Annotated in this window: 22 protein-coding genes and 1 riboswitch; of the genes, 17 read left to right on the forward strand and 5 right to left on the reverse strand. The window is 60.7% G+C overall.

Annotation, left to right across the window (positions count from 1 at the left end; genetic code table 11):
- Nucleotides 1–7 precede the first annotated feature (7 nt).
- From ACTJJW_RS03310 to ACTJJW_RS03355, 10 genes are all read left to right on the forward strand, one after another.
- Nucleotides 8–1,009: an FKBP-type peptidyl-prolyl cis-trans isomerase gene (locus tag ACTJJW_RS03310; RefSeq protein WP_462642668.1), complete on the forward strand. Its 1,002-nt coding sequence runs from the start codon at nucleotides 8–10 to the stop codon at nucleotides 1,007–1,009.
- A gap of 48 nt (nucleotides 1,010–1,057) precedes the next feature.
- On the forward strand, nucleotides 1,058–2,041 hold the full coding sequence (locus tag ACTJJW_RS03315) for a helix-turn-helix transcriptional regulator (RefSeq protein WP_462642669.1): 984 nt from the start codon (nucleotides 1,058–1,060) through the stop codon (nucleotides 2,039–2,041).
- A complete protein-coding gene (locus ACTJJW_RS03320; protein WP_462642670.1) occupies nucleotides 2,034–3,029 on the forward strand; it encodes a helix-turn-helix transcriptional regulator in 996 nt (331 codons plus the stop codon). The genes ACTJJW_RS03315 and ACTJJW_RS03320 overlap by 8 nt, the downstream gene beginning before the upstream one ends.
- Nucleotides 3,026–3,373 (forward strand): hypothetical protein, encoded by a 348-nt coding sequence (locus ACTJJW_RS03325; protein ID WP_462642671.1) that lies wholly within the window; start codon nucleotides 3,026–3,028, stop codon nucleotides 3,371–3,373. The genes ACTJJW_RS03320 and ACTJJW_RS03325 overlap by 4 nt, the downstream gene beginning before the upstream one ends.
- A 12-nt stretch (nucleotides 3,374–3,385) precedes the next feature.
- Nucleotides 3,386–3,745, forward strand: coding sequence for a hypothetical protein (locus ACTJJW_RS03330; protein ID WP_462642672.1), 360 nt, complete (start codon nucleotides 3,386–3,388; stop codon nucleotides 3,743–3,745).
- 77 nt (nucleotides 3,746–3,822) lie between these two features.
- On the forward strand, nucleotides 3,823–4,041 hold the full coding sequence (tatA, locus tag ACTJJW_RS03335) for a Sec-independent protein translocase subunit TatA (RefSeq protein ID WP_462642673.1): 219 nt from the start codon (nucleotides 3,823–3,825) through the stop codon (nucleotides 4,039–4,041).
- Between the two features lie 51 nt (nucleotides 4,042–4,092).
- On the forward strand, nucleotides 4,093–4,851 hold the full coding sequence (gene tatC, locus ACTJJW_RS03340; RefSeq protein ID WP_462642888.1) for a twin-arginine translocase subunit TatC: 759 nt from the start codon (nucleotides 4,093–4,095) through the stop codon (nucleotides 4,849–4,851).
- Between the two features lie 55 nt (nucleotides 4,852–4,906).
- A complete protein-coding gene (locus ACTJJW_RS03345) occupies nucleotides 4,907–7,339 on the forward strand; it encodes a DEAD/DEAH box helicase (RefSeq protein WP_462642674.1) in 2,433 nt (810 codons plus the stop codon).
- A 12-nt stretch (nucleotides 7,340–7,351) separates the two neighbouring features.
- Nucleotides 7,352–8,917 carry an apolipoprotein N-acyltransferase gene (lnt, locus tag ACTJJW_RS03350; protein ID WP_462642889.1) on the forward strand — a complete coding sequence of 522 codons (1,566 nt, stop codon included), beginning with the start codon at nucleotides 7,352–7,354 and terminating at the stop codon, nucleotides 8,915–8,917.
- Nucleotides 8,910–9,635, forward strand: coding sequence for a polyprenol monophosphomannose synthase (locus ACTJJW_RS03355; RefSeq protein WP_462642675.1), 726 nt, complete (start codon nucleotides 8,910–8,912; stop codon nucleotides 9,633–9,635). The genes lnt and ACTJJW_RS03355 overlap by 8 nt, the downstream gene beginning before the upstream one ends.
- Here the strand turns inward: ACTJJW_RS03355 and ACTJJW_RS03360 are convergent.
- The 4 genes from ACTJJW_RS03360 to ACTJJW_RS03375 form a co-directional block, all read right to left on the reverse strand.
- Nucleotides 9,632–9,997, reverse strand: coding sequence for an RNA polymerase-binding protein RbpA (locus tag ACTJJW_RS03360; protein ID WP_341951958.1), 366 nt, complete (start codon nucleotides 9,995–9,997; stop codon nucleotides 9,632–9,634). The two genes, ACTJJW_RS03355 and ACTJJW_RS03360, sit on opposite strands and share 4 nt — an antisense overlap.
- A gap of 143 nt (nucleotides 9,998–10,140) precedes the next feature.
- A complete protein-coding gene (locus ACTJJW_RS03365; protein WP_462642677.1) occupies nucleotides 10,141–10,923 on the reverse strand; it encodes a glycerophosphodiester phosphodiesterase family protein in 783 nt (260 codons plus the stop codon).
- Entirely contained in the window at nucleotides 10,898–11,812 is a 915-nt protein-coding gene (locus ACTJJW_RS03370) for an SPFH domain-containing protein (protein WP_462642678.1), read from the reverse strand. The genes ACTJJW_RS03365 and ACTJJW_RS03370 overlap by 26 nt, the downstream gene beginning before the upstream one ends.
- Nucleotides 11,809–12,375, reverse strand: a complete 567-nt coding sequence (locus ACTJJW_RS03375) for an NfeD family protein (protein WP_462642680.1) — start codon at nucleotides 12,373–12,375, stop codon at nucleotides 11,809–11,811. The genes ACTJJW_RS03370 and ACTJJW_RS03375 overlap by 4 nt, the downstream gene beginning before the upstream one ends.
- A gap of 101 nt (nucleotides 12,376–12,476) precedes the next feature.
- On the opposite strand from ACTJJW_RS03375, the gene ACTJJW_RS03380 reads away from it, so the two are divergent.
- The 3 genes from ACTJJW_RS03380 to thiC all read left to right on the forward strand — a co-directional run bounded on the left by ACTJJW_RS03380 (nucleotide 12,477) and on the right by thiC (nucleotide 15,595).
- Nucleotides 12,477–13,253 (forward strand): SDR family oxidoreductase, encoded by a 777-nt coding sequence (locus ACTJJW_RS03380; protein WP_462642681.1) that lies wholly within the window; start codon nucleotides 12,477–12,479, stop codon nucleotides 13,251–13,253.
- Nucleotides 13,228–13,722: an NUDIX hydrolase gene (locus ACTJJW_RS03385; protein ID WP_462642682.1), complete on the forward strand. Its 495-nt coding sequence runs from the start codon at nucleotides 13,228–13,230 to the stop codon at nucleotides 13,720–13,722. The genes ACTJJW_RS03380 and ACTJJW_RS03385 overlap by 26 nt, the downstream gene beginning before the upstream one ends.
- A gap of 119 nt (nucleotides 13,723–13,841) precedes the next feature.
- A riboswitch (TPP riboswitch) is annotated at nucleotides 13,842–13,949 on the forward strand.
- Nucleotides 13,943–15,595: a phosphomethylpyrimidine synthase ThiC gene (gene thiC, locus ACTJJW_RS03390; RefSeq protein WP_462642684.1), complete on the forward strand. Its 1,653-nt coding sequence runs from the start codon at nucleotides 13,943–13,945 to the stop codon at nucleotides 15,593–15,595. It overlaps the preceding riboswitch by 7 nt.
- A gap of 231 nt (nucleotides 15,596–15,826) precedes the next feature.
- Here the strand turns inward: thiC and thiE are convergent, their stop codons facing one another.
- On the reverse strand, nucleotides 15,827–16,471 hold the full coding sequence (thiE, locus tag ACTJJW_RS03395; RefSeq protein ID WP_462642685.1) for a thiamine phosphate synthase: 645 nt from the start codon (nucleotides 16,469–16,471) through the stop codon (nucleotides 15,827–15,829).
- A 70-nt stretch (nucleotides 16,472–16,541) separates the two neighbouring features.
- Here thiE and thiO point away from each other — a divergent pair, with 70 nt between their 5' ends.
- Genes thiO through moeB form a run of 4 tightly spaced genes read left to right on the forward strand, consistent with a single transcriptional unit; the run spans nucleotide 16,542 to nucleotide 19,973 of the window.
- Nucleotides 16,542–17,774: a glycine oxidase ThiO gene (thiO, locus tag ACTJJW_RS03400; protein WP_462642686.1), complete on the forward strand. Its 1,233-nt coding sequence runs from the start codon at nucleotides 16,542–16,544 to the stop codon at nucleotides 17,772–17,774.
- The gene (thiS, locus tag ACTJJW_RS03405) at nucleotides 17,771–18,025 is read left to right on the forward strand and encodes a sulfur carrier protein ThiS (RefSeq protein ID WP_462642687.1); all 255 of its coding nucleotides are present in this window, start codon (nucleotides 17,771–17,773) and stop codon (nucleotides 18,023–18,025) included. Before thiO ends, thiS begins: the two co-directional genes overlap by 4 nt.
- Nucleotides 18,026–18,045: 20 nt before the next feature.
- Nucleotides 18,046–18,819, forward strand: coding sequence for a thiazole synthase (locus ACTJJW_RS03410; protein ID WP_462642890.1), 774 nt, complete (start codon nucleotides 18,046–18,048; stop codon nucleotides 18,817–18,819).
- Nucleotides 18,816–19,973, forward strand: a complete 1,158-nt coding sequence (gene moeB, locus ACTJJW_RS03415) for a molybdopterin-synthase adenylyltransferase MoeB (protein WP_462642689.1) — start codon at nucleotides 18,816–18,818, stop codon at nucleotides 19,971–19,973. Before ACTJJW_RS03410 ends, moeB begins: the two co-directional genes overlap by 4 nt.
- Nucleotides 19,974–20,559 lie beyond the last annotated feature (586 nt).

Below are 20,559 nucleotides of genomic sequence, written 5' to 3' on the forward strand. Positions count from 1 at the left end.
GTTGGCGATGTCTGTGTCGAAGAAAAGAGTGTTTGTGCGCAAGTTTGCAGTGGTGGCGTTGAGCGCCGGAGTCGTTTTTTCGGTGTCCGGTTGCGCCAATATTCCATTCGACTTGGCGGCGTGTTCGCCTCTTTACTCATCCGGCAGTAACTCTGCTCTTGTGAGCGCCGAAGGCGATCTCAGCGCTGACCCTGAGGCCGAGTTCCCCACACCGCTCATCGCAGACAGTGTCGAGAGCGAGACAGTCACGGTTGGCGATGGCGAGCAACTCGGCAATGGCGACGTTGCCTCGCTGCAGATCACGATCTACAACGGAGAAACCGGCGAGCAGCTTATTTCTACCGGGCATGACAATGCCGGATTGCGCGTTCCTGTTACTGAGCGTGCACCCCACTTCGGTGAGATTGCGCAGTGCTCCACTGTTGGATCACGCATCGTGACAGTCGGAACAGCAGGCGACATCTTGGGCTCGGAGAACATCGCTCAGAATCAGCTTCCTCTAGCCGATGACGACACCATCGTCATGGTCAGCGATGTTGAGAGCCGCTACCCGGGCAAGGCGGATGGCGCCAACCAGGTTCCGCCCGCTGGGCTTCCTGCTGTAGTGCTCGCCCCGAACGGTCAGCCAGGTTTCACTTTCCCCGGCGCTGATGCTCCCGCCGAGCTCAAGGTTGCAACACTCAAGGCTGGCTCTGGCGAGACTGTGGCCGAAGGCGACCTTGCCGTCATGCACGCGAGCGGCATCGAGTGGAATGCCGACACGACGTTCATGAATAGCTGGGAAGATGCCGGAGTTCCCGGGACCTACCTTGTTGAGAGCAGTGAAACTTCTGAGCGTGGGCTTCCGCCCGGGCTTGCCGAAGCTCTCGTCGGGCAGACCGTTGGTTCGCAGGTTCTTATTGTGCTTCCCCCTGATGTGGGATTCGCTCAAGGAAGTGAGCCCGATGGCGTGACCAGCGGATCAACGCTGGTATTCGTCTTCGACATTCTGGGAATCCAAGAGCAGTAATCGTTCAACTACGACACGGCCGGGTGTCAGAGACATAGGATTTGACTCGTGCCAGTACCCAAAGTTCCCAACGAGGAACGACTGTTTAGCTTGGTATTAGCCTTACTGTCGTCGGAGGCGGGGCTGACGAAGAGCGAAATCTTGTCGACCGTGCAGGGATACCGTCAGCGCTTCGTACACTCCGGCGATAACTCGAACCTTGCGCGCCAGTTCGAGCGTGATAAAGATGATGTTCGCGAACTTGGGGTGCCGCTGGAGACGATCGAGTCTCCTGAGCAGGCTGGCAACAATCACAACCTGCGTTACCGCATCCCGCGCGTCGACTACGAACTCCCCGAAGACATTAGCTTTTCTGCTGAGGAGTCGACACTACTCGGGCTCGCTGCGATGGTGTGGCGCGAGGGTTCGCTGTCTGAAGAGTCTCGACGCGCAATGGTCAAGCTGCGTTCGCTTGGCATTGCTACTGCCGAACCCGTGCTCAGTTACGCACCGCAGTTGCGGGTACGCGAGCAGTCATTTGAGCCGTTGCGCTCAGCGCTCGACAAGCGGGTACTGGTGACGTTCGACTACCTCAAGCCGGGGGAGCAGGCATCCACCCAGCGCTCTGTTGCTCCTCTCGCGCTTGTGCAGCATCAGGGCCGGTGGCATCTCTACGCAAAGGATCCCGCTACGGATCGTTTCAAGACGTTCCTGCTTCGCCGCATCGTCAGTACGGTGCGGGCGAGCAAAAAGCCTTTCGACGATTCGACAGTGGATGCCGCGGCACGCGCCCTGGCAGAGTTGGAGGCCGTGTGGCAATCCAATGTTGCTGTAGTGCGCGTCGAGCCGGGCACCGACGCAGCAACCCGTTTGAGCAAACGTCGCGGAGCAACGGCGAGTCCGACTACCGATCTTGAACTGCACTTCACCGACCTCAACATTTTTGCTGATGAGCTGGCGAGTTTTGGGCCTGAGGTGCTTGTGGTTTCCCCTCCGGTGCTGCGTGCCGCGGTCATTGAGCGCTTGACGAGAACGGCGGCAAACCATGGCTAAGAAAGTTCAACCACTGCGCGCTCAGGACAAGCTGGTCTATTTGCTCGCACTTGTTCCCTATTTGATGGATCACGACCGTGTGAGCGTGTCTGAGGCAGCCGCGCACTTTGGCGTTCCTGAGCAGCAGATTCGGGATGCCGTGCGACTGATTGCGGTGTCGGGAATTCCTGGCGAAACGGCCACCTATCAAGACAGCGACCTGTTTGATATCGCCTGGGATGACTTCGAAGACAACGACCAGATCGTGCTTACCCACATGGTCGCGATCGATGATTCGCCCCGGTTCTCTGCTCGTGAAGCATCCGCTCTGATTGCAGGGCTGCAGTACCTCTCGGGTCTGCCCGAGCACGCTGATCGCGCCGCGATTGCGACGCTGATGTCGAAACTCTCACGTGGGGCATCCGCTCAACCGACCGCTATGGGCGTCGAGTCGAGCGATCTCGATGAAACTCTTGCCCTGATTCGCGAGTCGGTTGCCGCTGGCACCCAAATTGAGTTCGTCTACCGCAATTCGCGGGGGGAGTCGGAGCGTCGCCGCATTGATCCATTGCGCGTTGAGTCGGTGGATGCCGATTGGTACGTGCGCGGCTGGTGTCACTCTCGCGAAGACGTACGAACGTTCCGCCTCGACCGCATCTCCAGCCCCACGATGACATCGGAGCCGATCACGCATACGACAGCCGATGTGAGCCTTCCTGAAACGCTGTTTGATGCGTCGCCGGAAGACTTCGAGGTCACTATCGATGTTGTCGAGAGCGCGATCCCGTTGTTGGGCGATTATGTGGCTGAGAGTGCCCGGTTGGTCGCGACAGGCGACCGCGTGCGCACTACGGTTCGTGTTCCGCATTTTCACGGTCTCAAGCGGCTCATCGCCGGACTCTCGGGGGTTGTTACCGTAGTCGCGCCTGCCGAAGCTCGTGATGCGGTGGCACAGTGGGCTCGCTTCGGTACTGACCGCTATGCGGAATTGCCGGAGGTACTGCAGTGATCGAGTGGTGGGGATGGCTTCTTATCTGGGTGGGCCTCGTGCTCGCGCTATTAGTTGTGCTTGCGCTCCTTGCGTTCACCCTTTTCCGCAAGGCACTTGCGCTCATGCACGAACTCTCGGCGCTAGCCGATAAGACGTCAGTGCTCGATGTGGACACTGTGGAACTCTCTCAACCGCAGATTGCTGTTCTTGCCGAACTGAGTGAGATTCGGGCAAAGCATAAGTCACAACGGGATCGGCGCCTCGAGCTGAAGCTTGCGCGTCACGAGCGCCGTATTGAGCGTGCGAAACGCCTCACTAAACGCGACGCGAGCACCACCCTGTGGCCAGAGGGCTGGTCGTAGGTGGGCTGGCTTGTGGCCGCTGGCTTACTGCTCCTAGCGCTGCTGTGGACAGCAACACGGTTGCGCCGGCGATCGATCAGGGCGCTTTTGCTCGCAACTGGAGCCCAAACGTCGGGAACGAGCAGCCTCTACCGTCGTGGCCGTCGCACCCCCCGCATCGCGGTACGCTACACGGACAACTCCGGCTACGAACGAGTAGCGGTGAAGGCCTTGGTGAGTGCGGGAGATTCCGAGTTGCTCAAGAGGCCTGCTGTAGTTCTGTACCACCCGAAGCGTGCCAGCCGTTCTGAGTACGTGCTGCTCGGTTTCGGCGAACACCCTCATCGTTGGTTTCCAGTTGAGTTCGTTACAGACCGTACCCCGCGCGACTAGCCGAAGACTGTCCGGCAGTTCAACGCGAAGCTGGGTATGATTGGCTAACGTAGCCTTCGATATTTAAGGAAGTTTCCATGTTCGGCAATGCTCTCAGCGGTTGGCACCTGATCATTCTTTTGGTCGTTATCCTGCTGCTTTTTGGTGCACCGAAACTTCCCGGGCTTGCGCGCAGTATTGGCCAGTCAATGCGTATTTTCCGCAGCGAGGTTAAGACGATGAAAGACGAGAACAGTTCCGATTCCGTGAACGACGATTCGGCGGATTCGAATAGCAACACGCCTCCTAAGCCCTAACCGCGTATGGCAGTGCGCGCCGAGAGGTGGCGTTCTAAGGGTGACGAACGGATGTCGCTCGGCGAACATCTCGTAGAACTCAAGAAAAGGCTGTTCATTTCGGCGATCGCGATTCTGGTCACCGCGGTCGCGGGATTCATTTTTGCTGACTTCTTCATTAGCGCTTTGCGTGCTCCAATTACGAACATTGCTGAGTCGACGGGGCGAGGAGCAGCCCTCAACTACGACGCTGTCACGCAAGCGTTTGATATCCGCATACAGATCGCCTTTACTGTGGCGATTGTTGCCGCAAGTCCGATCTGGCTCTATCAGGTCTGGGTGTTTCTCGTACCGGGGCTCGTACGCAAAGAAAAGCAATACGCGATCGGTTTTCTTGCGACAGCGATTCCACTTTTTCTCGCCGGTTGTGCAGCGGGCTGGTATGTCATGCCCAATATCATCACTCTGATGCTGGGATTCGCCGGCGATCAAGATCTCTCGAACCTCAACGCGAAGTACTACTACGACTTCATAGTGAAGTTGTTACTCGCAGTCGGAATCGCGTTCGTTATGCCCGTATTTGTCGTTCTGTTGAACCTGGTGGGTGTGCTGTCGGCACAGGCGATCCTCAAAGGTTGGCGAATTGCAATTCTGACGATAACCGTCTTCACTGCAATCGCCACACCAGCCGCAGATGTCATCTCGATGTTCTTGCTCGCGATCCCCATGATTGTGCTCTACTTCATTGCCGCGTTTATCGCCTGGCTCCACGATCGACGAGCGGCTAAACGCGCCGCGAGGATCGATGCCGACCTGGGCGCCGACGCCTAGGCTGAATCCGCGCATGCTGCACCCGCCTATGCCGCCACCGTTTAGGCTGTAGCTAATGACTGATCTGTCTCCCGCCGAACGTTTCGCTGCGGCGAAGAAGCGTCGCGGTTACCCCGTGCTTGAAGCTTTTCGTGCCAGCCAGCGTTTTGATCTTGACGAGTTCCAGATCTCGGCCTGCCAGGTGGTCGAAGACGACAAGAGCGTCTTGGTCGCAGCGCCTACGGGCGCAGGCAAGACGATCATCGCCGAGTTCGCGATCTATCGGGCGATGCAGCTCGACGGCCCGAAGGTCTTTTACACCGCGCCGATGAAGGCGCTCAGCAACCAGAAGTTCCAAGAACTGGTCACCGAGTACGGCGCCGAAAACGTCGGTCTTCTGACGGGCGACACCAACGTTAATGCAAGCGCGCGGATCGTCGTTATGACGACCGAAGTGCTGCGGAACATGCTCTACGCCAAATCTGATTTGTTGCGCAATCTCAGCACCGTTGTGATGGATGAGGTCCACTTCTTGGGCGATCGCTTCCGCGGTGCTGTCTGGGAAGAGGTGATCATCCACCTTCCCGAAGATGTTCACATGGTCTCGCTGAGCGCGACAGTATCGAACGCTGAGGAGTTTGGCGACTGGCTGCAAGCCGTACGAGGCGATACGGAAGTTATCGTCTCAGAGGAGCGCCCTGTGCCTCTAGAGCAGCATGTTCTCGTCAGCAGCAAACTTGTCGATCTTTTCGACTCCTCTGGGCTCGCGGCAACGAACCGAGTGAACCCCGAGCTCGTTCAAATGGCTCGTTTGGGTGGACGCAGCCAGAGTGTTCGCAACCGCAAGAACAGCGGGCGGTACGAATCACGCGGCGGTCGACCCGCACGCACCAGAATGGACCGCGCGGATGTCGTCGCGATGCTCTCTTCCAAAAACCTGGTGCCCGCGATTTTCTTCATTTTCAGTCGCATGGGCTGTGATCAAGCTGTGAACCAGGTTCTTCGTGCCGGTGTTCGCCTCACGACTGTCCAGGAGCGTGATGAGATCCGCGAAATCGTGGAGGCACGTTGCCGCACATTACTCGACGAAGATCTTGCCGTGCTTGGCTATTGGGAGTGGCTGAACGGGCTCGAGCGCGGTGTTGCTGCCCATCATGCCGGCATGCTGCCCGCCTTCAAAGAGGTCGTTGAGGAGCTTTTCCAGAAGAAGCTTGTGAAGGCCGTGTTTGCCACGGAAACCCTTGCGTTGGGCATCAACATGCCGGCGCGCACCGTTGTGCTTGAGAAGCTCGAGAAGTTCAATGGTGAAGCTCGAGTTCCGATCACCCCGGGTGAGTACACCCAGCTCACGGGTCGTGCGGGCCGTCGCGGTATCGATATCGAGGGCCATTCGGTCATCCAGTGGGTTGATGGTTTGGATCCACAAGCGGTGGCCTCTCTTGCGTCGCGCCGTACCTATCCGCTCAATTCAAGCTTCAAGCCGACCTACAACATGGCGGTGAACCTGATCGAACTCTTCGGTCGGGAACACACTCGCGAAATCTTGGAGTCGAGCTTCGCGCAGTTCCAAGCAGACCGCGCAGTTGTCGACTTGGCGCGCAAGGTTCGGTCTCAGAAGAACTCGCTTGAGGGCTATGAGAAGTCGATGCAGTGCCATCTGGGCAACTTTGCTGAGTACTCGCGTATCCGCCGTGAGTTGAACGACCTCGAGCGCAAGACATCACCAAAGAACGATCCGAACCAGCGGGCCGATCGGGAGCGACGCCAGCGCAAGCTCGCAAGTCTCCGTAGCCAGATGCGCAAACACGATTGCCATGCGTGCCCCGAGCGTGAGTCTCATGCTCGCTGGGCCGAGCGGTGGTGGCGGCTTAAGCGCGAGACAGATCAGCTGAGCCGTCAGATTCAGAACCGCACCGGTGCCGTCGCTAAGATTTTCGATCGGGTTACCGATGTTCTTACTCAGCTCAACTACATCGAACCCGGTGCTAACGGAGAGATGACAATCAACGAGCATGGCCGAATTCTTCGTCGCATTTATGGCGAACGCGACCTGCTCGTGGCTGAATGTCTTCGTCACGGTTTCTGGAAAGATTTGGATGCCGCGTCGATGGCGGCGATGGCAACCACTCTCGTCTATGAACCCCGACGCGATGAGGGTGACCTCAGCGACCGTTATCTTCCTCGTGGCCCGTTCCGCGAAGCCTTCGATAAGACGTCCACTCTGTGGGCACAGCTCGACGATCTTGAACGGGACAACCGTCTGCCGGGCAGCCAACCGCTCGCAACCGGGCTTTCGCTCGCGATGTACCGCTGGGCGAACGGCGCCAACCTCGACTCGGTGCTCGATCTGGCCGACATGGCTGCTGGCGATTTTGTGCGCTCAACAAAGCAGGCGATTGATCTTCTCGATCAGCTCTCAGTAGTTGCCGATGGCGACGTCGGTCGCACGGCGCGCAAAGCTCTCGACGGCATCCGGCGCGGAATCGTCGCTTACAGTTCTGTCGCTTAGGCTCAACAAGTGATGTTCCACAAACCCGTTGCCGTGCTGCCCCTCTGGGCCGCAGTAGTTACTGCACTCGCCTCAGGCCCGGTGCTGGATGCCGGATTCCCTGACAAAGATATCTGGCCGCTTACCTTCCTCGGCATTGCCCTCGTTCTTATCGCTGCGAGGGGGCGAAGTGTCGGTAGCTCTCTGCTCGTCGGGTTCCTTGCCGGCGCAGCATTCTATTTCACGCATATTCAGTGGGCATCGCTCTTCTTGGGGCCTGTGCCGATGTCTGCCTTGTCAATTCTCGAAGCGATGTTTTTCGCTGTGGGGACTCTCGCGATTACCTTGGCCTACCGATGGCTGCCGCGCGCGTTCGGCACGGGGTGGGGCTCCACGATCGGTCTAGCATTCGTTGTCGCCGGCTTGTGGACGGCACGAGAAGCGTGGGCGAGCGTGTGGCCGTATGGTGGATTCGCGTGGGGCCGAGTTGCGCTCTCTCAGTCCGAGAGTCCGCTTGCCACGCTTTTCGCGTGGCTCGGGATCTCTGGTGTCAGCTTTATCATGGTGCTCGTTGTCGCCCTCGCTCTGGCAGCACTCGAATATTTATGGTCGCGTTACCGCGAACTTCCCCTAGACAAGCGGTCACAGCATGTTTCTCGAGCACTGCGCACGGCATTCGTTCCTGTTGCCGTTTTCACGCTTCTCGTCAACACTCCAGCATGGGCTTCAGCGCCCGAAGGGTCGTTGCGGATTGGTGCCGTGCAGGGCAACGGCAAGGCGGGTTATTTCGATAAGCGGGATCGCGGCGACCTTCTCAACGCACAACTCGAGGCAACTGAACCTCTCTACGGCGAAGATCTCGATCTCGTCGTCTGGCCTGAAGGCGGCACCGACATCTCGCCGCTGAACAACAGCTATGCGGCATCCGCTTTTGACTATGTCGCTGAACGCGCCGGTGCACCTTTGATTTCCGGAGACATCACTGAACGTGACGGCAACATTTACAACAGTCAACTTCTCTGGATGCCGGGGGAGGGCGTCGCAGATATCTATGACAAGCGCCATCCCGTTCCGTTTGGCGAATATGTTCCGAACCGGGATTTCTGGTCGCAGTTTGCGCCTGACCTCATCGGACTCATCGGCCGCGATTACACTCCAGGAACTACTGACATGGTGTTTGATATCAACGGTGTCACCGTGGGTGTGAACATCTGCTTTGATATCGTGGATGATCAAATTCTCACCGAGTCAGTTGAGCAGGGTGCACAGCTCATCATCGCCTCATCGAACAACGCTGATTTCGGCCGCACCGATGAAAGCGCCCAGCAGTTGGCCATGGCGCGAATCCGCGCCCTTGAGCTCGGTCGCAGCGTTGTCAACATCTCTACTGTCGGTCTGAGCGCGATCATCGCGCCCGATGGAACAACGATCGCTGAGGTGCCCTGGTATACCGCGGCAGCGATGATCGAGGATGTTCCGTTGAGTAGCACCATCACGCCGGCCGTTTTCTGGGGTCGTGAGATTGAATGGCTCGTGTCAGGAATTGGACTCGGCGCGCTCGTCGTCGCGGCACTCGCCGGTCGGAGGAAGAGTGCCTAACGTCGTGGTGATCGTCCCCACGTACAACGAGATCGAGAACATTTCGTCGATTGTCGGCAAGCTTCGGCAGGCCGTTCCTCGTGCACACGTGTTGGTCGTCGACGACTCAAGCCCAGACGGCACAGGGGAGCGGGCCGACGAACTCGCAGCGGCAGATCCTGGCGTATCAGTGTTGCACCGGGGGAAGAAGGAAGGCCTAGGTAAGGCCTATCTTGCAGGCTTTGCGCACGCGCTCAACCATGGCTATGACTACATTGTCGAGATTGATGCGGATGGCTCGCACGACCCCACCGAGCTGCCTGCCATGATGAAGCTGGCCAAAGCCGGAAACGATCTCGTCATCGGGTCTCGCTGGGTAGATGGCGGCTCGGTAAAGAATTGGCCGTGGTTTCGGCACAGCGTTTCGCGAGCAGGCAATGCCTATGCGCGCATGGTGCTCGGGTCACACATCCAAGATCTCACGGCCGGCTACCGGGTGTTCCGTGCGAGCGCGCTAAAAGAGCTTGGCCTTGAAGGAGTCTCATCGCAGGGTTACTGCTTCCAAGTGGAGCTGGCTTGGAACTTAGAACGTGCAGGCTACCGAGTGGTAGAGCATCCGATCACATTCGTTGAGCGTTCAACGGGCCGGTCGAAAATGCATGCAGGAATTGTTGCAGAGGCACTGCTCAGGGTCACCGCCTGGGGGCTATCGGCGACCCTGAAAACAGTACGCCGTTAGGCGCCGATCTTCTGCTGACCGCGACGGGCCCGCAGGAAGTCGAGACGTTCCTGAAGAAGCTCTTCTAGTTCGGGACGCGTGCGACGCTCAAGGAGCATGTCCCAATGACTACGGGGGGTCTTGACGTCCACGAGATCGAGTTCGACGAGTTCGCCTTCGCTATCGAGGAGTGTTCCCTCCTGACCAGTCTTGGCATCGTGCCACTGCTGGGGCACCTCGGCGTCGGACGAAAACATCACTTCGAACGTGTTGCCGTCGGCTGCCTTATATGTGCTCTTTTTCCGCGGGGAAAACTCGACACCCTCTTCGCTCTGTAGGCTCTGGGTTCCAAGTCTCATGCCGCGCAAGCTGCGATCTGCCATCGTGTGGCCTCCTTCAATTCGCGGTTTCTACAAGTAATAGACCCTCTTGCTGAACGAATGCTTCCAAGCGCGCAGTGTTCACAGCGAGTTGTCAGTCTTTGACAACGATTTCGCTGCTGAGACGTGGATTATGCACTGCCTGGTTAGGAGCGCGAGTCCACTACTTCGAGGGCTAGATCTGCTCGATCGGTGACGATTCCATCGACTCCCAAATCGAGCAAGTGACGCATTCGCTGCGGTTCATTGATCGTCCACACATGCATCTCGAGTCCGAGAGCGTGCACACGGTGAATCATCCGCTGAGTGGTCACCCGCAACCCTAGCGCCTTCTCGGGCACTTGGATGGCGACGAGGCCGCTGAGCGCGCGGCGCGTTGCCGGCGAAATGCCTGTCTTGGCGCTGAGCAGCGCTACTAAGAAACGTCGGGCGGATGCCGAACTTGCCACCCCGGGCAGCTGTTCGACGGTCGCTGCGCGACGTTTCTCATCAAATGAGGTCACCAGTACGCGCTCTGTCGCTGAAAGATCTCGGATGGCGCGAACTGTGGGCGACACGGCCCCGCGGGACTTCACATCGATGTTGAATCGTGTCTCGGGGAAGGCATCGAGGGCATCGGAGAGCGAGCAGAACCCTTGACCGTCGCCGAGGTCGATTCGTCGCAGCTCCGCCATAGTGAGTTGCTCGACCTTGAGGTCTCGGCCTGCGACGCGAGTGAGGCTGGGGTCATGCGCGACGACAGCCAGACCGTCGAGGCTCGCGTGCACATCCGTCTCAATGTATTGAGCTCCGATTGCTACTGCCTTCGCGAAAGCGAGCATTGTATTTTCGGGTACATCGACCGCAAGCCCCCGGTGCGCGAACACGCGGGGACTTGCAGGGGAGAGGTACGACGAGTTGCCGCTAGCGCGCGACTGGTCCTTTGCCACTAAAGAATCCCTCACCAATGCCTTTGAGTGCTTCCGTCAGTTCAGACGGAATGATCCACATCTTGTTGGAATCACCGTTGGCAAGCTTAGGCAGCGTTTGCAGGTATTCATACGCAAGCAGCTTCGGGTCAGCATCGCCTTCGTGAATGGCGGCGAAGACGGTCCTGATCGCTGCGGCTTCACCGTCTGCACGGAGCACAGCAGCCTTTGCCTGACCTTCAGCTTCGAGGATGGAGGCCTGACGTGAACCTTCGGCTTCGAGAATCGCGGCCTGTTTGGTTCCCTCGGCGGTAAGAATCTGTGCACGGCGGTCACGCTCGGCACGCATCTGCTTCTCCATCGAGTCTTGGATCGAGAGGGGCGGGTCAATCGCTTTGAGCTCAACCCGGCCTACGCGGATGCCCCACTTACCGGTCGCTTCATCAAGTACGACACGAAGTTGCGTGTTGATGTTGTCGCGGCTCGTGAGCGCCTGTTCGAGGTTGAGACCACCAACGACGTTTCGCAGCGTGGTGGTGGTGAGCTGCTCGACAGCTCCCAAGTAGTTGCCGATCTCGTAGGTCGCGGCGCGAGCATCCGTTACCTGGAAGAAGACGACTGTGTCGATGGAAACGACGAGGTTGTCTTCGGTGATTACTGGCTGCGGAGGGAACGAAACAACTTGTTCGCGAAGGTCGATGAGCGGCAGCATCCGGTCGATAAATGGCACCAGGATGTTGAGTCCGGGCAGCAGAGTCTTGCGGTACTTTCCGAGGCGCTCAACGACTCCTGCGCGAGCTTGCGGAACAATGCGAATCGCACGGAACAGGGTCACGATCACAAATATGGCGAGTACAACGAGGAGTATCACCACGAAGATCTGGCCTATAAAACCAGCGGGATCAATCACTTTTCTTCCTTTCGCGGCGACTTTGTAGTCGCTCGAGGTTTGGTGGTGCGGGGTTCGGCTGCGGGATGCTTCGGGTCCTTGGGCTGGACGGTAGCAGCAGCGGGTTCAGGAACAACCACAGCGATCGCGCCTTCGATCGCCGCAACAGCTACGCGTTTGCCGACCGGGATGGCGGATGCGGGGGAGCGGTCGTCGATGCGAGCGGTCCACGTCTCTCCGTTGTCGAGCTTGACTTCGCCAACGCCGTTCGCGAATGCGCCGGTAACGCGTCCGCCGAGTTCGTAGAGTGCGTCGACGTTGCTCTTAGCCGGATCTGAGCCCTTTTCGAGGTTCATCAGCAGCACAGGTCTGATGGTGAAGATGAGCAGACCCGAGAAGGCAGCGGCAAGGGCAACCTGGAGCCACCACGGCCAGCCGAGCAAATTGGCGCCGAGGCCACCGATGAGTGTTCCTGCGGCGATCATGAGGAATGTGAACTCGAGAGTGAGCACTTCGATCACTATGAACAGCACGACAAGGGCAAGCCACAGGATCCACAAGTAATCGGTTAGATCAATGAGCATTGTGCTGCGCCCTTCATCGTTGCGCTGTTCGACAAATCTTCACTCCCGACGCTAGCACTTAGATCACTGCACGGCGCGGCTTCGACCGCTAAAGTTGCAGGGTGAATAGCGAAAATTCGAATCCTCTGGCAGCCCACTCGCTCGACGGCGTACGCGCGCTCATTACTGGCTCATCGCGGGGGATTGGTGCCGACACTGCCGCGTACTTTGCGCAGGCTGGCGCACGCGTTGCGATCAATTACCGCAACAAGGAGGCTCGCGCCCTCAAGCTGGTTGCACAGCTCAATGAGACTGACGGTTCAGCGATCGCTATTGGCGCCGACCTCACCGATCCCGAAACCGTTACGGCACTGTTCGACACTGTGAACGCTGAGTTCGGTGGCCTAGAAATTTTGGTACTGAACGCATCCGGTGGCATGGAGGGTGGCATGGCTGAGGATTACGCCATGCAGCTCAACCGTGACGCTCAGGTCAACTTCTTGACGGCGATGTTGCCGCTGCTGCACGAGGGATCGCGTGTTGTATTCGTGACGAGCCACCAAGCGCACTTCATCCGCACTGTTGAGACGATGCCCGAGTATGTGCCGGTTGCTCTCAGCAAGCGTGCCGGCGAGGATGCTCTGCGCGAGTTGATCCCAGAGCTCGCGGCTAAGGGCATCAGCTTTGTGGTTGTCTCAGGCGACATGATCGAAGGAACCATCACGGCTACTTTGCTGCAGCGCGCTAACCCTGGTGCAATCGAGGCTCGCAAGGAGGCTGCTGGCCGCCTGTACAACGTGAGCGAGTTCGCCGCTGAGGTTGCGTCGGCTGCTGTCGAGCCGATCCCCGAGAACAACACGCGTTACGTCGGCGATGTCTCAGACTTCCTCAACAAGTAACGAACTGCGGATGCCGGTGAACCGGGCTACCAGCCGTGTGCTGCTGTTCGATCGTGATCAGCGTTTCTTGCTCTTTCTCACGAAGGCGCCTGATACGAGCGGTATCGCGCGCTGGTTGACGCCCGGTGGCGGCGTGGATCCGGGGGAGTCGCACTACGAGGCGGCTGTGCGTGAACTTCAGGAAGAGACGGGGCTCGTGCTGCCCGATCTCGGCGAACCCGTGTGGTCGCACGATTTCGACGTCGAGTGGGATGCTGCCGACCATGACACTGGTCATGCCGTGTTCTACAGGGCTGTCACAGATGCTTTCGTGCCGTCTGACGCACTGTGGACCGATGATGAGCATGTGGATGTTCTCGAGCACCGCTGGTGGACGGTGGACGAGCTTGATGCAACAACTGACCGTTGTGAACCGGCGGAGTTGGTTGATGTGATTCGTGCCCAGATTGAGGATCGACGTGACGCATAGCTCGGCTGCGCCATCGAAGCCGATCTCTCGACAGCCTCGCCCAAAAGACAACGAACCATCGGCCAGTAGGTCACCTGCTACTCCACCGATGCCTAATTCCGGTTAGAGTGGGGTTGTCAATAACTAACCACGGGAGCTCGCACCAGCGAGCTGAGAGGACGGCTAGGGCCGTCGACCGTTGAACCTGTCCGGGTAATGCCGGCGTAGGGAGATCTGCCGAATGAGCACAATCGACGCTACACCTCTGTCCGCGGTCACCACGGGGGCCATCTGGGGCAGCACGAAGAGGTACGAAACGGTTGCCGGTTTCCCCGGCATGACTACGCCCGTGCGCCGGGTGAATCTCAGCAATGGTGACCACTTCGACCTCTATGATACGTCGGGTCCGTACACCGACGAGAGCGTCATGATCGATGTGGATGCCGGATTGCCGAAGACCAGGAACGACTGGGACCGGCCTGCACCGATCGATGGGGCCGCGACCCAGCTGGTCTGGGCGCGGGCTGGCATCGTCACCCCCGAGATGGCGTACATCGCTGCGAGGGAAGGCCTGCCGGTCGAACTCGTGCGCGATGAGGTCGCCCGCGGTCGCGCGGTTATCCCGGCGAACCACCGACATCCGGAGAGCGAGCCGATGATCATCGGTAAGGCGTTCGCGGTGAAGATCAACGCAAATATCGGCAGCTCAGCGGTCACTTCATCCGTCGCGGAGGAGGTCGAGAAGATGGTCTGGGCGGCCAGGTGGGGCGCGGATACCCTGATGGACCTGTCAACGGGCAAGGACATCCACCTGACCAGAGAATGGATCCTGCGGAATTCGCCCATCCCCGTCGGGACGGTCCCTATCTACCAAGCCCTGGAAAAGGTGAAGGGTGATCCGACCGCCCTGACCTGGGAGATCTACCGCGACACCGTGATCGAGCAGTGCGAGCAGGGTGTCGATTACATGACCGTGCACGCCGGGGTTCTCCTCCGGTACGTGCCACTGACGGCTAAACGTGTCACCGGGATCGTGTCCCGCGGCGGGTCGATTATGGCGGCCTGGTGCCTCGCGCACCATGAGGAGAGCTTTCTTTACACCCACTTCGTCGAGCTCTGTGAGATTCTGCGCCGCTACGATGTCACCTTCTCACTCGGTGACGGCCTGCGTCCAGGGTCCATCGCCGACGCGAACGACGAGGCCCAGTTCGCGGAGTTGCGAACCCTGGGCGAGCTGACCAAGGTCGCCAAGTCTCACGGCGTTCAGGTCATGATTGAAGGCCCCGGGCACGTGCCCATGCACAAGATCGTGGAGAACGTGCGGCTGGAGGAGGAACTCTGCGAAGAAGCCCCGTTCTACACGCTCGGCCCGCTCGCCACCGACATCGCACCAGCCTACGATCACATCACCTCCGCGATCGGTGCGGCCATCATCGCCCAAGCTGGCACGGCGATGCTCTGCTACGTCACACCGAAAGAACACCTCGGGCTGCCGAACCGCGACGATGTGAAAACGGGGGTGATTACCTACAAGATCGCGGCCCATTCTGCGGACCTGGCCAAACAGCATCCGCGTGCACAGGAACGAGACGATGCGCTCAGCCTGGCCCGGTTTGAATTCCGCTGGAACGACCAGTTCGCCTTGTCCCTCGATCCCGACACGGCCCGCAGTTTCCATGACGAAACCATGCCCGCTGAGCCGGCGAAAACCGCCCACTTCTGTTCCATGTGCGGGCCGAAATTCTGTTCCATGCGCATCTCAGCGGATGTCCGGGCGTACGCCGAAGAGAACGGCCTCACGAGTGCGGAGGCCATTGACGCGGGCATGGCCGACAAGTCTGCGGAATTCGCTCGGCTGGGCAGTTCGGTTTACCTTCCCATCCGGGCGATCTAAACGTCTGTCCACTTGGGTCCCCTCACGTGATGGCGCATCACGTGGAGCATTCGGACACGAGGTGCTCCGCCGGATGGGGGAGCGGAGATGAATACCCGTTGAACCTGTCTAGTGAGCACTAGCGAAGGGATATCGAACATGGCAACGCACGCCCTAGGCCTTGAGTTAAGCGCCACACCCCGGGTGCTGAGCATCGCCGGTCCCGGCGGTGCTGCAGGCAGGGAAGGCCGGCTAACCCAGCGGGGGCAGGTGGGCCAGGAGCCGCTGCGCGGCATCCATCGGGTCGTCCGCCTCGGTGATCGCGCGCACCACAACAACCCGGCTCGCGCCAGCCGCCACAACCTGCTCGATGTTCGTCAGGTCAATGCCGCCGATGGCATACCACGGCAGGACCCTTCCGGTCGCGGCGATCCGCTCCATCGCGTACTTGGCCAACTCCAGGCCGACCGCAGCCCGTCCGGGTTTGGTCGGTGTCGCCCAGAGGGGACCAACACAGAAGTAGTCCAGCGTCTCGGCGGCCAGAGCGGCATCGATCTGTCCCGGCGTGTGGCTAGAAAGGCCGATCGCGACCGTGTCGCCGAGCAGCCGACGGGCAGAGGACAGAGGCAGGTCCTTCTGGCCGATGTGGAAAACCGGGGCTTCGGAGAGTGCGGCGATATCGGCCCGATCGTTGACGGCCCAGAGTCGTCCGTGGCGCTCCGCGGCATCACGAAGGATGCCGAGGAGTTCCAGTTCTTCGGCAGCTTCGATGGCCTTGTCCCTGAGCTGGATGATGTCCACGCCACCGGCGAAGGCTGCATCCAGGAACTCGGCGAAATCGCCGCGCTCCGTCCGGGCATCGGTGCACAGGTACAGCCGGGCGTGATCATGGTCCATCTGACCAACAATAAAGGCGGTTCGGGGCAGCCGGTACCACTTCGGACACTGGTCGGAATGGAATGGTCCCGTGGCTGAGCGCGGCGTGGATGTTGTTGTCATCGGCGCGGGAATCGTCGGGCTGGGGATCGCTTGGACCGCGACGCAGTCCGGCCGCACGGTCGCCGTTGTCGACCCGGAACCCGCCAGGGGAGCGACGCATGCCGCCGCAGGCATGCTTGCTCCGGTTAGCGAACTGCACTACCAGGAGGAGGACCTCCTCACGTTGACGCTGGCCTCAGCGGCGTTGTACCCCGCATTCGTGGAGTCGCTGGGGGCGAGGACCATCGACGCCGGGTACCTGACCACCCAGACGATCACCGTCGGGGCGGATGCGGCCGACCGGCGATCGCTGGCCGACCTGCGTGAAGTACAGCAGAGGCACGGCCTGGCGGTGCAGCCGCTCACCATCCGCGAAGCCCGCGCCCTCGAGCCCTTGCTCAGCCCACAGCTGTCCGGCGCATTCACCATCGACCAGGACCACCAGGTCGACCCCCGACGGCTGGCCGCACAGCTCCAATCCTCGATCGGCCTGACCGCCGCCCGGCAGGGCTGGACCCACGACCACTCGATCCGGCAGAATGCCGCCGGGCTGCTGCACGAGAATCCGGCGGATGCCACCTCCCGCGTCACCGGGGTGATCCTGGCGGATGGCTCCACAGTGGCGGCCGGTGAGGTCATCGTCGCCAACGGCTTGGCTGCCAGGCAGCTGAGCGGACTGCCCGACCGGCTGACCCTGCCGCTGCGCCCGGTGTACGGAGACATCCTTCGGCTGCGCGTTCCAGAACACCTTCGGCCGCTCGTCACCGCCACCATCCGCGGCCTCGTCCGCGGAGTACCTGTCTACCTCGTTCCGCGCGACGACGGAACGGTGGTTCTCGGTGCCACCCAACGAGAAGACGGATCCGCCGCGGTATCGGCCCGCGGCATCTATCAGCTCCTGCGGGATGCCCAGGTGCTCGTGCCGGCGGTCGCCGAGCTCGAACTCATCGAAGTGATCGCCCGCGCCCGCCCGGGGACGCCGGACAACGCGCCGCTGCTCGGACGGGTCGCCAGCGGCCCAGGGCACCCACCCGACGACATCCCGGGCCTGATCATAGCCACCGGATTCTTCCGCCACGGTGTGCTCCTTACCCCCATCGCGGCTGAGCACTGCCTGCACCTGCTCGACGGCACGGCCGATGCCCGCTGGGATCGCTTCCGCCCCGACCGCTTTTCACCCGCCACCTCGTCTTCACCGCACCCCGAAGGAGTCCGTCCATGACTGAATCCCCACCTGCCGTGATCATGGTCAACGGCTCGGCCCGGACGCTGATGCTCGGCGAGACCGTCACCGACCTAGTGGGGGAGATCACCGGCCGCCGGATTGGCTACGACGGACAGCCAACGGACGGGAAGCGCCTCGGCGTCGCGGTCGCCCGAAACGCCGTCATCGTGCCAAGAAGCCAGTGGGCCGCAACGGCCCTCATGCCAGGCGACGACATCGAAATCGTCACCGCCGTACAGGGAGGCTAGACGTGACACTCACCACGCACATGTGCGGCGATTCGCTGGTGATCGACGGGATCTCATTAGGCTCGCGTCTGATCATGGGAACCGGCGGCGCGCCCAGCCTGGACGGGCTCGGCGCAGCGCTGCTGGCGTCGGGCACCGAGCTAACCACCGTAGCCATGCGCCGCCACAGCAAGGGCACCGCCGGATCCCTCTTCGAGCTGCTGGTCGACAACGGCATCCGCATCCTGCCAAACACCGCCGGCTGTTTCACCGCTAGGGAAGCCGTGATGACGGCCGAACTGGCCAGAGAGGCCCTCGAGACGGACTGGGTGAAACTCGAGGTTATCGCCGACGAACAGACGCTCCTGCCCGACGCCGTCGAGCTCGTGGATGCCACCGAACAATTAGTCACGCGCGGCTTCAAGGTGTTCGCGTACACCAACGACGACCCGGTGCTTGCGCTACGGCTCGAGCACCTCGGCGCCGTCGCTGTGATGCCGCTCGGCGCTCCGATCGGCACCGGCCTCGGCATCCTCAACCCTCACAACATCGAGCTCATCGTCGCCCGCGCCGGCGTCCCGGTGGTGCTCGACGCCGGGATCGGCACAGCCTCCGACGCTGTGCGCGCCATGGAGCTCGGCTGCGACGCCGTGCTGCTGGCCACAGCCGTGACCCGCGCGCAAGATCCGATCAGGATGGCCGACGCCTTCCGGCACGCCGTCATCGCCGGCAGGCTCGCCGCACAGGCCGGCCGCATCCCGAAACGCAAGCACGCGCTGGCCTCCTCCGCTATGGCAGGACGTCCGGACCTGTGAACGCGCTGGTCGAACCGGCCGCCGACCTCACCACGGCGGAGGTAGAACGCTACTCCCGGCACATCGTTATTCCTGAGATTGGCGCCATCGGCCAGCGCCGACTGAAGAACGCGCGCGTGCTCGTGGTCGGTGCGGGGGGCCTAGGCTCCCCGGTGTTGCTCTACCTGGCGGCCGCCGGCGTCGGAACCCTCGGCATCATCGACGACGACATCGTCGACCTCAGCAACCTGCAGCGCCAGGTCATCCACGGCGTGACGGATATCGGCCGGTCAAAACTGGAGTCGGCCCGCGCCGCCGTGGCCGAGCTGAACCCGCTCGTCGTAGTGCGGCTCCACGACGCCCGGCTCGACGCAACGAACGCACTGACGCTGTTCGCCGACTACGACCTGGTCGTGGACGGGTCGGACAATTTTGCCACCCGCTACCTAGTCAATGACGCCGCGGCACTGCTCGGTAAACCCTGCGTCTGGGGGTCGATATACCGCTTCGAGGGGCAGGTCAGCGTCTTTTGGGAAAAGCACGGGCCCACCTACCGAGACCTCTACCCTGAGGCCCCGCCCGCTGGCTCGGTGCCGAGCTGCAGCGAAGGCGGCGTCTTCGGCATGCTCTGCGGCGCGATCGGCTCAATGATGGTGTCCGAAGTGGTGAAGTTGATCACCGGCGTCGGGCGGCCCCTGCTCGGACGGGTCCTGCTCTTCAATGCCCTCGCCGCATCCTGGCGGGAGGTCACGATAGCCAGAGACCCCGCCGGCACACCCATCGCGGAGCTGGTCGACTACCCCGCCTTCTGCGGAACGTCCCCTGCGGAGGACGCCGCCGAGCACAGCCTCACGGTGCGCGAACTGGCCGCTATGCTCGACGCCAGGGGGCGCCGTGAGCGCGACTTCGAACTCATCGACGTGAGGGAGCCGGGAGAACACGAAATCGTGCACATCCCGGGGTCCCGGCTGATTTCGCAGCACCGCTTCGTGTCCGGAGAGGCGCTCTCCAACCTGCCTCGCGACCGGGATATCGTGCTGTACTGCAAAGCGGGGGCTCGGTCGGCCGAGGTTCTCGCCGACTTGCGACGGCTGGGCTACAAGCGGGTGAAACACGTGCCGGGTGGGGTCCTGGCCTGGGTTAGGGAAATCGATCCGTCCCTGCCTCTGTACTAGCGTCCGTCGCGCCCGTGAGGAGCAATAGGACGCGTACACTCACACCAAGAAAGTTGATAAATTCCCAATGATTCGAGTGATCGCTGGGATTGCTGGCAATGCGCCTACGATCTCGAAGCAGTTGATGACGCTGCTGAATTATCATGCGATTGTCTCAATCGCATTCAGAGGATCCGTCATATCGCGACGAATTCGATATTGAGTCAGTGGGCATCTACACGCTGACGGTGATAACTGACGACGAGCGACTGTAGGCAGCTACCGTTTCATCAGTGGAATAGGTCGCATCTGAATCACGACCGCTCTGGGGCTCGCTGTGGTATCCGATAATGCACATTATGTCAGGTAGTCGGAATGCGAGCCCTAGCTATTCACCTGCTTGCACTCCTCCGCACCGGATAGATAGCTCCAACCTCCAGTGCGCCTGCCCTCGTCGTCGGATGAAGCCCTCGACATGCTGAATACGTTTCGTGGCTGTCGTCACGCCGCGAGAACATCGAGCCTCGGTCATGGCCGCGAACTCCCCCACGGCCGCACACTCCGACCGCACGAGCCAGGACAAGCCACTCCCCCGAGATGCCAGCCC

Source organism: Rhodoglobus galactosidasius, from assembly GCF_054957775.1.